At 39.6% G+C, this 11,302-nt stretch carries 10 protein-coding genes and 3 pseudogenes; 5 read left to right on the top strand and 8 right to left on the bottom strand.

Going from position 1 to position 11,302, the window contains the following annotated elements:
- Positions 1-274: 274 nt before the first annotated feature.
- The 4 genes and pseudogenes from ACPC58_RS11135 to ACPC58_RS11120 form a co-directional block, all read right to left on the bottom strand.
- Positions 275-769 (bottom strand): DUF536 domain-containing protein, encoded by a 495-nt coding sequence (locus ACPC58_RS11135; RefSeq protein WP_217375195.1) that lies wholly within the window; start codon positions 767-769, stop codon positions 275-277.
- A 326-nt stretch (positions 770-1,095) separates the two neighbouring features.
- Positions 1,096-2,200: pseudogene (locus ACPC58_RS11130) on the bottom strand (IS3 family transposase).
- A gap of 80 nt (positions 2,201-2,280) precedes the next feature.
- Positions 2,281-3,723 (bottom strand): multicopper oxidase family protein, encoded by a 1,443-nt coding sequence (locus tag ACPC58_RS11125; RefSeq protein WP_434066002.1) that lies wholly within the window; start codon positions 3,721-3,723, stop codon positions 2,281-2,283.
- A 228-nt stretch (positions 3,724-3,951) separates the two neighbouring features.
- Positions 3,952-4,086, bottom strand: a pseudogene (locus tag ACPC58_RS11120) (IS256 family transposase); the annotation flags it as partial.
- A 206-nt stretch (positions 4,087-4,292) separates the two neighbouring features.
- Here ACPC58_RS11120 and ACPC58_RS11115 point away from each other — a divergent pair.
- From ACPC58_RS11115 to ACPC58_RS11105, 3 genes and pseudogenes are all read left to right on the top strand, one after another.
- Positions 4,293-4,526, top strand: a pseudogene (locus ACPC58_RS11115) (multicopper oxidase domain-containing protein); the annotation flags it as partial.
- Positions 4,527-4,685: 159 nt separating this feature from the next.
- A complete protein-coding gene (locus ACPC58_RS11110; RefSeq protein ID WP_434066003.1) occupies positions 4,686-5,369 on the top strand; it encodes a response regulator transcription factor in 684 nt (227 codons plus the stop codon).
- Positions 5,366-6,763, top strand: coding sequence for a sensor histidine kinase (locus ACPC58_RS11105; protein ID WP_274504311.1), 1,398 nt, complete (start codon positions 5,366-5,368; stop codon positions 6,761-6,763). The genes ACPC58_RS11110 and ACPC58_RS11105 overlap by 4 nt, the downstream gene beginning before the upstream one ends.
- A 170-nt stretch (positions 6,764-6,933) precedes the next feature.
- Here the strand turns inward: ACPC58_RS11105 and ACPC58_RS11100 are convergent, their stop codons facing one another.
- The 4 genes from ACPC58_RS11100 to ACPC58_RS11085 form a co-directional block, all read right to left on the bottom strand.
- Entirely contained in the window at positions 6,934-8,142 is a 1,209-nt protein-coding gene (locus ACPC58_RS11100) for a cytochrome D1 domain-containing protein (RefSeq protein WP_434066001.1), read from the bottom strand.
- Between the two features lie 274 nt (positions 8,143-8,416).
- Positions 8,417-8,650: an SHOCT domain-containing protein gene (locus tag ACPC58_RS11095; RefSeq protein ID WP_434066000.1), complete on the bottom strand. Its 234-nt coding sequence runs from the start codon at positions 8,648-8,650 to the stop codon at positions 8,417-8,419.
- A 2-nt stretch (positions 8,651-8,652) separates the two neighbouring features.
- Positions 8,653-9,537: a prolipoprotein diacylglyceryl transferase gene (gene lgt, locus ACPC58_RS11090; RefSeq protein ID WP_217374298.1), complete on the bottom strand. Its 885-nt coding sequence runs from the start codon at positions 9,535-9,537 to the stop codon at positions 8,653-8,655.
- A gap of 43 nt (positions 9,538-9,580) precedes the next feature.
- Complete coding sequence (locus tag ACPC58_RS11085; RefSeq protein ID WP_277844550.1) at positions 9,581-9,973, bottom strand: M23 family metallopeptidase; 393 nt, start codon at positions 9,971-9,973, stop codon at positions 9,581-9,583.
- A gap of 316 nt (positions 9,974-10,289) precedes the next feature.
- Here ACPC58_RS11085 and ACPC58_RS11080 point away from each other — a divergent pair, with 316 nt between their 5' ends.
- Both ACPC58_RS11080 and ACPC58_RS11075 read left to right on the top strand, forming a co-directional pair.
- Entirely contained in the window at positions 10,290-10,493 is a 204-nt protein-coding gene (locus ACPC58_RS11080) for an adhesion protein (RefSeq protein ID WP_277844552.1), read from the top strand.
- Between the two features lie 52 nt (positions 10,494-10,545).
- Positions 10,546-11,148 carry a TIGR01906 family membrane protein gene (locus tag ACPC58_RS11075; protein WP_318151032.1) on the top strand — a complete coding sequence of 201 codons (603 nt, stop codon included), beginning with the start codon at positions 10,546-10,548 and terminating at the stop codon, positions 11,146-11,148.
- The last annotated feature ends 154 nt before the right edge of the window (positions 11,149-11,302 follow it).

Genomic DNA, 11,302 nt, shown 5'->3' with positions numbered 1-11,302 from the left:
CGGCTGAATTTCATCAAAATCAGCTTGAATCTATCTGTGTTTTTTATTTACTGGCTAGTTTTTGCCCAGCCTCTTTTTAGTGCAATCATTCACTCCCACATTCTCATACTCTTCGAGAATCAAAATTATCAGTTGCCAAGAGCCTGGATGAGTGAAGAGCTCCAGTGGACCTTGATTCGCTTCCTTATTTTCAGGCTCATGATAAAAAGGTCCACTGGACCTTGATTCGCTTCCTTATTTTCAGGCTCATGATAAAAAGGTCCACTGGACCTTTTTATTTTCCAAACAAGCGTGCAAAGAAACCTTTGGTTTGCACTTCTTGTGACTGCGCTTTGACTTCATCTAACTCCAGCTTGAGGACTTCCTTATCAGCCATTGCTTTGAGAGTCAACTGTTGCTGTTGATCCAGTTGTTTGTCCTTCTCTGCAATCTGCACATCCTTAACTTTGAGTTGCTCATCTTTTTCTGCAAGTTGCTTATCTTTGGCTTTTAATTGACTATAAAGACGAATAATCTCCGCATTTTTTTCGTCAACCAAGATTTCCATCAATTCGCGCTGCTTCACTTCTTCGCTAATTGGTTCATCTTCAAAAATGGTTGTTTTGTAGATTTCTTCCAACTTAATCAAGCCAGCACGATTTACAACAGTCACACCCTTGTCATTTTTCTCTACGAATTCTTCTGGAAGTGATTTAACACGATTATTCATTGCCTGGCGGCTCACTCCCAAAATTTCAGCTAATTCACTGACTGTTTTTTCGATTCCCATAATTTCCTCGGTACTTACATTTCTCATAGTTTGTATCATTAAAATATTACCACATAAGCCTATCCCTGTCAAATTTAGGAGGAGCACCGTATGTGTCTGAAATTTTGAGAGGAGTCGAAACTGGAGCTATACTATACTATAAAAGTGGACAGAAAATTGTGTGTTATAATCTGTCTATTAAGACACAAAAATGAAAGGACTTTTATGTCAGGTTTTAAACGTTACGACGAGGATTTCAAACAATCGTTCGTTAATCTCTATCAAACTGGTAAAACACAGACTGAAAAGGCAACACTTTTCTGTACAAAATTTATAAAGTGTTTTTGTTAAACGATTGCTCTTTTAGTCATGGGTGTTTGGTAATGAAGTGTGCTGTGGATGCGATGGTGATTCCACCAGTGGACATAATCCTTAGTTTTAAGGGTTAATTCTTCCAAAGAGCGGAAGTTTTTTGGTTGATAAACTCCAGTTTGAAGGACCGATAGGTACTCTCAGCTACCGCATTGTCATAAGGACAACCCGCTTGACTCAGCGAACGTGTGATGCCAAAGGCTTTTAACATCTCATCAATCAAGGCATTATCAAACTCCTTACCACGATCAGAATGGAAGAGTTTGACCTTGGTCAGGGCGTAGGGAATGCTTTGAATGGCTTCTTTGACCAAGTCAGCAGTCTTGTGCCAACCAAGAGATAGGCCAATAATTTCACGGTTGAAGAGGTCAATGATCAAGCAAAAGTAAGCCCAACGATTGGCAACACGAACATAGGTTAAGTCCGTCACAAGGGTTTCCAATGGTTTTTGTTGGTTAAACTGTCTCTCTAAGAAATTCGGAACTGGTGCTTCATTCTTCCCTTTAGAATGCGGTTTGAAGGTAGCCTTCTGGTAAACAGAAACCAAATTCAATCTCTTCATGATGCAACGAATCCGACGGCGAGACAAGGTGATCCCTTGTGCTTCCAGACATTTCTTAATCTTCCTAGCGCCGTATCTGGACTTACTGTCAAGAAAAATGCGCTTCACCATTTCTTCAAGTTGTGCCTCAGATACTGGCACTACAGCTTTGTAGTAATAGCTAGAGCGAGGAATCTTCAACCAACGACACATGGCTGAAATGCTGTATTTATCCTTGTTAGTAGTGATTATTTCCCTTTTCGTGCCATAATCACTGCCGCTTGCTTTAGAATGTCTAATTGCATTTCGAGCTCTTTATTTCGTTTTCTGAGTTCTATCAACTCACGTTGTTCATCAGTCAGATTATCGACAGTTTTAAAGGAACCAGTTGTTCTTGCTTGTTTAACCCACTTATCGAAGGTTGAGGGTGTTAAATCATATTCTTTGATCAGTTCACTGCGTTTTCTACCTGCATTGTGCAAGTCAACGATTTGTTGTTTGAAGTCATCTGTGAAGTAACGGCGAATTTTTCTAGACATATCTGTTCTCCTCTTTTCTTTAGTGTAGAACACTTTATTCTTCTGTCTAGTTTAGTGTAACCTATTCAAAATATTATTTATTATTCTACTTTAATTTGTCCCATCATACCTGCTTCTTCATGTTCAAGAACGTGACAGTGGTACATATAAGTACCCTTCTTATTAAACTTAACTATAAGTCTTACTTTTTCGTTAGGCTCAATATATACAGTATCTTTCCATCCGCTCTCCTCTGGAGAAGGCGCATTACCGTTTCTTGATAGAATTTGAACCTGTGTGCCATGAATATGGAATGGGTGCCCCATTTCATGCATCATTGATCCTGGGTTTGTAATTTCCCAAATCTCTGTATCTCCAAGCTTCACTGTTTCATTAATTCTATTCATATCAAACTTTTTACCGTTTATTGATACCATTTGACCCATACCTTGAAGCTCAAAGCTTCTTATCTTAGTAGCTTGTGCTTCTGACATTCTTTCTATATTCGTTAAAGTGCTAGGTACTTCAGTATCATCTTTCCCATCGCCTTTAACATTAAAGGTCATAATGGCTTCTTTATCACTCATAAGTGACAGCTTCGTTCCCTTTTCATACTTTGAAAAGTCCACTATTATCTCTGCTCTTTCCCCAGGTGATAACATAATATTTCTCTGGCTAACCGGTTTTTCTAAAAATCCACCGTCAGATACTATTTGATAGAATTCATCTCTATTATCTAACTTCAAATTAAAGTTACTTGCATTAGCACCATTAACTATTCTAAATCTCATCTTGACTCTATTAACCTCTAAATTAGGTTTAATAGCTCCGTTAACTATGATAGTATCCCCTGTTGCTCCATCCATCATATTTGTATTATAAATAAAACTGCCGTCCTTGCCAAAGCTTCTATCTTGAATTACTAAAGGTATATCATTTACTCCATATTCCTTAGGAATATTTAAGCTTTTTGATACTTCATCATCCACATAGAATAGTCCTGCTAAACCTTTATAAACTTGGGTAGCAGTATTTCCTCCAAAGTGCGGATGATACCACAATGTTGCAGCCTGTTGATTTACTGTAAAACTAGGCTCCCAAGTTGTTCCTGGTTCAATTCCTTGATGAGGACCCCCATCCTTTTCTCCTTCTACCTCTAGTCCATGCCAGTGAACTGTAGTTGCTTCTTTTAGCTTGTTATTTACGTGCACATTTACTTGCTCACCTTTACTTACTCTGATGACAGGGCCTAAGAAGCTTCCGTTGTAACCCATAGTTCGTGTCTTGGTATTTGGTAAAAATGAAGTTTCTCCTTCTTGAGGTTCTAAAGTAAAATCCGCAATATTAGGATCTGGATTTTTATCCTCTAATAGTGGTGGTATAGGAAGTGTACTTTTTGTTTTACTTGTTTGAATATCTATATTAACTGCACTCTGGTTTATTTTAAAATAACTAATCATTGGTTCTAAAAGTGTAATATATCCAACTGCAGTTAATCCGACTGTAAGTCCAATACCTAATAACATATGTTTATTCTTACTCATTTTTATTCCTCCATAAATTATTAATACTAATTAATAATAATTATACTTTATCATTATGAAGGAAATATGAAGAATACTATTGTTAATGGTAATAAAAAAGAGATATAATTTATAAAAATCATATCTCTAAATTAACTATGCTTTAATATCGATTTTTGAACCTAAGTTACTATCCTTTGCTGTATTCTTTGAATCTATAGAGCCTGTCTGATTGTGCATACCCTTCATATCGTAATTGAGGAAAGCCGTTAACTCCGTTTTGAGAAGCGTATTGACTGCTTTCTCCAAATGGACACGGAATAATTCATTCAAATCGCCTTTGTTCGCTAGAGTCTTTAGAATTTCTGTAGTAAAATCGTTCATAGGGAAGTCCTCTCTTCTGTGAATGTGTTGTGGTAACTCTATTCTACAGAAGGGACTTCCTTTTTTCTATTTACACAAAATATTTTACACTCTCCAGCACTGATAGAATATCAGTAAAAGCTTTCTTTTTTGTAATCTCATATTCAAAAGTTAAGACTTTAGACAACATCCCAAAAGCAGAAGATTCTACTACGCCTGACAAAGTGATGACCTTTAGTGGCATGGGAAACATGGTCGCCATTGACGGCAAACAGTTCGACATGGACCGGATCGATTTACGCGCTAAGATCAGGGAAAAGGAAGTTTGGGAGATTAAAAACACACGGGACATGATGGGTGGCATGATCCATCCTTTCCACCTGCATGGCGTCCAGTTCAAGGTGATAATCCGGAATGGCAACGCCCCACCAGCCAATGAACAAGGTTGGAAAGACACCATCGCACTTTATCCAGGCGATAACGTTAGGATTGAAGTCACATTCCCAGAAAAGGGGATTTTTTATGTACCATTGCCATATCCTAGAGCACGAAGACAATGGCATGATGGGTCAAGTTTTAGTATAATGAAGATACCAACGAAATTGGAGGAGAAAGATTACGTGAAGATTTTAATTGTGGACGACGAAGCAAGCATTCTGGATATCGTGGAAGCCTATTTGAGTGCAAAAGGCTATCAAGTGTTTCGCGCTTTGAGCGGAAACGAGGCTTTAACAAAGGTTGATGTTGTCCAACCTGACTTGATTGTGTTGGATCTCATGCTGCCTGGTTTATCTGGCCTCGAAGTCTGTAAAAAAATAAGGGACTCCTCCACTGTACCGATTATCATGTTGACTGCGAAAACAGCCGAAAAAGATATCTTGGAAGGGTTAAGCCTGGGGGCTGATGACTACATCACAAAACCATTCAGCCCGAAAGAGCTGGTTGCTCGGGTCGAAACCGTTTTACGCCGTGTCCAACCAGAATACCGAGAAGAAAAGTGGTCTTTCGAAGAAGGTTTGCTGGTTATCTACCCGGATCGAAAACAAGTATTCAAACAAGGTGAAGAAATCATTTTGACCCCGACCGAGTATGCTTTATTACCCCTTCTGGCCTCACATCCAAAGCGCCTATTTTCACGGGAACAGCTGCTGGACGCTGTGAAAGGACTCGATTTTGATGGAACGGATCGGGTGATCGATACCCACATCAAAAATATCCGTCAAAAAATTGAGGACGACACGCGCAACCCCTACTTCATCTTAACCGCATATGGAATGGGGTATCGATTTGGTGGTCAAAAATGAAGCGAACCATTAAATGGCAACTCTTGCTCTCGTTTGTTTCTCTGTCCTTTATCTTAGTGGGGACCTTCAGCTGGATAACACTAAACTTAATGGAAAGCCACTTCGAAGACTATGTGCGCGAAAGGCAAGAATCAGAGTTAACAGCATACCAGACTGAGTTAGAAAACTTCTATCAGAAAACGGGTACTTGGGCAGATGCCCCTCCAACAATCCAAAATATTGGACGCGATGCTCTCCAGAAAGGCATCATCCTAAAAGTATATGACCATGCTGGCAACCAAGTATGGGGCCCCTCTCCCTCAGAGGAAGAAGAGTCAGAAAATAGGATTCAAACCCACCTCCAAAATATGGAGCAGATAATGGGCGATATAGAGAGTGGCTACGTGCACACAATCGTTCCCCTCGGTAGCGAAACAGACCCAATCGGTTCTCTTGAAGTGCAATCCGTTGGACCTTTCGCTTACACGGAACATGATGCGTTATTCCTTGCCGATATGAGGAACAACTTGATTTTTGTAGCGATTGGGTCCCTAATTATCTCCTTATTTTTCGCGTTATTGATTGCCAAAAAATTGAGTTCACCAATCGTCAGAATACAGAATTTTACGACGGAAATTGCGAAGGGTCACTACAGTCAACTGGCGATTGAGGAAACAGGGATTCAGGAAATTGATATCCTCTTGGATTCCGTGGATGAATTGTCTGGGCAACTCCAACGCCAACAAGAGATTCGTAACCGCCTTTCCTCTGACATCGCACATGAAATCAGGACACCATTGACGACTTTGAAAGGCAATATTGAGGCCATGATTGACGGGGTCTGGGAAGTATCGGAAGAACGCCTCTACCACTGTTACGAGGAAGTTAACCGCATTACCCGCCTGATCGGACAAATTGATCGGATCAATGAAATTGAAAGCCATGAAAGCCAGCTGCAGAAGTCATCCTTTGATTTGCTAGAACTTACGCAACAAGTTGCCGGCACCTTTCAAGCTTTGTTGATTGAGAAGGGCATTGAATGTGCCATTAACGGAGAAGCGGTTTTAATTTCTGCTGATCGAGATAAGATTCATCAAGTGGTAACTAATCTCTTGTACAATGCAATTAAATTTACCCCTTCCGGTGGCCACATTGATCTTCAGGTTTCCCAAATTAGTGGCGTAGCTTCCTTTAAGATAACCGATACCGGTCAAGGAATCCCTCCAAATGAAATCAATCAAGTTTTTGAAAGGTTCTATATGGCTGAACCCTCTAGGAACAGGAAACTGGGTGGCCAAGGGATTGGCTTATCTATCGTAAAAAGTATCATAAAGGCTCATCATGGCAACATAACAGTCAAAAGTGATTATGGAAAAGGTTCTACATTTACCGTTATTCTTCCTGTAAAAAGATAGTAATCATCAAAAAAAGCGGTTCACTTTTATGTAAAGTGAACCGCTTTTTCAGCTTCATGCTAAAGTTTTTCATTTAATTTAGGCCTAATTAAGATTTTTAAACGTTAGAATAATTTATCTCTTTTCAGAAATCATTAAGTTGATTTTTTAGTTTAACTTAGCACTAATAATCATTTCAGAGTAATCCCATTTGGTGTTTCACCAACCTCAACCGTGGCAATAACTTCACTAGTCTCATTCTCAATAACACTGACCGTATCATCGAATGCATTCGTGACAAAGGTGTATTGATCATCTTCACTAATGACAACTCCATGTGCACCGCTACCCACTTCGATTGTTTCGACCACTTCATTACTATTTAAATCAACCTTTGAAACGGTATTGGAAGGATTCTCTTCGGTACCTTCATTTGCCACAAATACATATTGATCATCATGTTGAACAAACAACTGGATAGGACCATTTCCAACTGCTACTTTCTCAACTTTATTGGTTGTCAGATCAACGATTGCTAACGCATTTTCTCCATTTAATGTTACTAAGAGCGTTTGTCCATCTGAGGTGATACCAGTTGTAGCTGGAGTACTGCCAACAGTTATTCTATTAATTTCTTCCATACTTTCTAAATCAAGGACGCTTACAGTGTCTTCACCCATATTGGCAACGTAAGCCGTTTTTCCGTCTTCAGCGATTCTAAAACCGTGTGGACCTTCGCCTGTTGGGATTGTTTCAACCACTTCATAAGTAGATACATCAATGACTGAAACAGTGTTCTCTCCATTATTGGAAACTGCTGCATAGTTGCCATCGTTAGTGAAAACGATATGAGCAGGGTGACTCCCTACTTCAACTTCTGCAAGTTTTTCACCTGTTTCAGTATCATAAAAAGCTGCAATACCTTTTTCATCGTCACTTTCATTACTCATACTAGTATCACTATCTTCGTCGTGTTCCATCTTCATACTTTCATTGCTCATACTGGTATCACTATCTTCGTCGTGTTCCATCTCCATACTTTCATTACTATCTGAACTGTCTTCAGCATGCCCCTCGCTGGGAACAATTGTTACACCAATGACTTTTTCATCAGGTGAAATTTGTACATTATGTGCGGACCCATCGATGGCAATCGTATCCACAACTTCGTGCGTTTGAGCATCTACTTTGGTTACACTTCCGGTATCGGAAGTGTAATAGGCTTCTGTTTGTTCCTTCTTTTCTTCTTTAGAGCTAGATTGACCCTCACTAGATTCTTGTGACGTTGATACGATTTCTTGTTGAGAAGAATTTTGACTACTTTTTGAATCTTCTTGACCACAAGCTGCAAGCAAGAGACTCACTGATGACACTATTGCTAAAATGATTCTTTTTTTCATTTTAATATCCCCTTTTTTACTACGTACTTTTTACTTTTCGTACTATTTTTATTGATCTACAAATGCCTGAATTATTCATAATTTTTCCGTAGGTTTCTGAGAAGATTACGGCACTGTCATTTCATCACGAAAAGGGCAAAAAGATTCTAGCAGGAACCCTTTTGTCCAAAAGCGGGAGTCAATAACGGATACGCTACCGCTATTTTTGAGCTATGAATAATTCAAGCTAATAACAGGTACTTACTTCATCAAATAATCTTTATTTATAACCATACTATTGTAGATGTTTCTTTCTTTCCAAATAGTCTTCCTCAGAAATATTTCCTTTCGCATATTCTTTCTGAAGAATTTCCAAAGGTGGTTCTCTATTAGAACTTTGATTCGGTTGATTGAAAAATAATTTTCCAATCAGAAACACTACCACAACCAACAATAGAATCCAAAAAATTCCCATAAAAATCATAGTTCCCATTCCTCCTCTATTAAAAAAATTTAGACATTCAGACATGACTATTCCTCCTTCTCTTTATTAAATTTTTCATCTGATTCAAGGTTTTTACTAGTTCTTAGATCCGTCATTCCTTCTAGATAATAGGGTTTTGAAGGATAATCTTGCCTGCGGAGATACCATATAAGGATGGATCCTATGAATAGGACAAGAGACAAGGCCTGTGAAACACGCAGAAAATCACCAATCCATAGACTATCCGTTCTCATGCCTTCAATAAAGAATCTTCCCGTTGAGTACCAAAGCACGTAACTTAACGCTACTTCCCCTTGTCGTAACAACTGTTTACGATTCCGTAGAATGATAATGATCACAAATCCTAATAGGCTCCATAATGACTCGTATAAAAATGTCGGGTGGTAATAAGTGCCATTAATATTCATTTGTTCAATGATAAATTCAGGCAAATAGAGATTTTCCAAAAATTGACGGCTGACAGGTCCCCCATGTGCCTCCTGATTCATAAAGTTCCCCCATCGGCCAATGGACTGCGCCAACAGAACATAGGGCGCCAGTATATCAAGCATCAATGAAAAAGGGATCCCTTTTTTCTTCGTGAACCAGTACACGGCCAGCCCCCCTGCGATCAAACCGCCATAAATGGCGATGCCGCCTTGCCAAATGGCGATGATTTCAAGCGGTTTCTTGATATAATACTCCCATTGAAAAAGAACGTAATAAATTCTTGCTCCGATAAGTCCAAGGGGGATAGCCCACATTGCCATATCTGTAATGTCCTCTTCGCCCAAGCCTCTTTTCTTTCCTTCCTTAGAGGCAAGTGTGATGGCAAGCAACATAGCGCCGGCAATAATTAAGCCATACCAATACAAGGTAAAAGGGCCAAAGGAAAACGCGACGCGGTCGATTGTTCCGACAATTGATTTCATAACTTACTCCTTACTGATTTTCATTCTGTATCCCGTTCGATAGTTATAAGCCCAAATATGGCGCTGGATTGACCTGGATTCCGTTTTCGTATACTTCAAAGTGAAGATGGACGCCCTTAGAATCTCCGGTGGTTCCCATGATGCCCAGTTTTTGCCCCTGGGTCACTTGTTGCCCTGCCATTTGTAAGGTGAGCGCATCAATTTTTTCTTGAAGTGCGATGGTCCCTGTTCGCAACTGCTCCTTCCTTGCTTCTAAACCATCCAACTTTACTTGCTGGCTGATGCTTTCTCCATCTAATTCCTGCAGTTGCTTCTCAAGCTGCTCTTTCTCTTGTGTCAGGTCTTCAATACTTCGTGCATTTACATCCATAGAAAGGACGAGCAAACTCGATAAGAGTGGGATACTTATAAATTTGACAAGCTGCTTTCTGTCCATGTGTCCTCCTAGTTTCAGGCCAGGTGACGAATGTTAACGAATGTTGCCTGTTATTTCAATCATTATACCGTTACAACTATATGAGACAGGAACCTCCTTTCTTACTTTTATAGACTATACCAATGAATTATGTGATTCTTATGAAGTTGCCCCATCTCCATAAGAATCACATAATTTTTTGTTATTCTTATCTAGAAGATGAGAAATAATCTTTGTTCTCACTCATTTGGTTTGATTTTTACTTGTTTCAGGGTTTGCCATTCGCAATCTGTTTCGTTTGTAGCATTGGCATAAAAATAAAAGAGGAGTGTTGAAGATGGAATTAATTATATTTGTGGTACTGATGGTGGTTGGACACATGCTCATGATGTTTCTCATGCATGGTATGCATGACGGTCATAACCATAAAGGACATGACCATACCGGCGACGCGGAGGATAAAAAGCGTCTGGAAGATGAAATCCAGCAATTAAGGAAAGAGCTGAGTGACATGAAAGCCCGATTAAACCAAAGCGAATGATAAAGGGGCTGCTGTTTTGAGGCAAAAAATATTCTCCATAACTGGATTCATCATGATTTCGCTTTTCATCCTTTCCCTTTCCATCGCCGTCACCATCAACTTTACGCCGCTCTATTCGTTTGACATCGATTATTTGGAAATAACGGAAACGCTTAAAATGCCAAAGGAACAGATTTCAACAAATTACCGTATCCTCCTGAATTACCTGAATATGCCTTGGATAGCAGAACTTAACATGCCGGATTTTCCCAGTTCAGCGCGTGGGCTATTCCACTTTGTTGAAGTAAAAAAACTCTTTACCTTAAATTATCTAATCCTATTGTTTTCCGGCGTAGGCACGTTTGGATTTGTGCGGTATCTGAGTAGGAGACAACAATCTTGGCAGCTCCTGCTCTACTTCCGCCGGGGAACCCTTATTCCCCTTGCTATCCTTTTGGCTCTCCTGGTTAGCTTCGACACGTTGTTCGTGCTTTTCCATCAAGTTTTCTTTAACAATGACGCCTGGCTCTTCAATGCTACTACTGATCCTATTATCTTAGCTTTACCTGCCGAGTTCTTTATGCACAGTTTCCTCTTGGCCTTTGGATTAATCGAAGTCTTCCTAATCCTGGGGTACTTCACTACTAAATATCGAATCTCTGACCCAAGCCGTTGATTAAAACGGTTATGGGTCATAAGAAAAACAGGGCTCTCCATCGAAAGCATGGGAGCCCTGTTTTTATCGAAAATTTATGGCTCTATAATTTCTGTAGTGGGTAAATCCACCATGGAAATTATGGAGCCTTTTTGAGTATATACAAAAAGTCCCA

The sequence above is a fragment of the Streptococcus sp. VTCC 12905 genome, assembly GCF_049893385.1.
In the GTDB taxonomy this organism is placed as follows: domain Bacteria; phylum Bacillota; class Bacilli; order Lactobacillales; family Streptococcaceae; genus Streptococcus; species Streptococcus suis_AA.
Note: the sequence above shows the minus strand (reverse complement) of the source record. Positions and strands in the feature narration are given on the sequence as shown.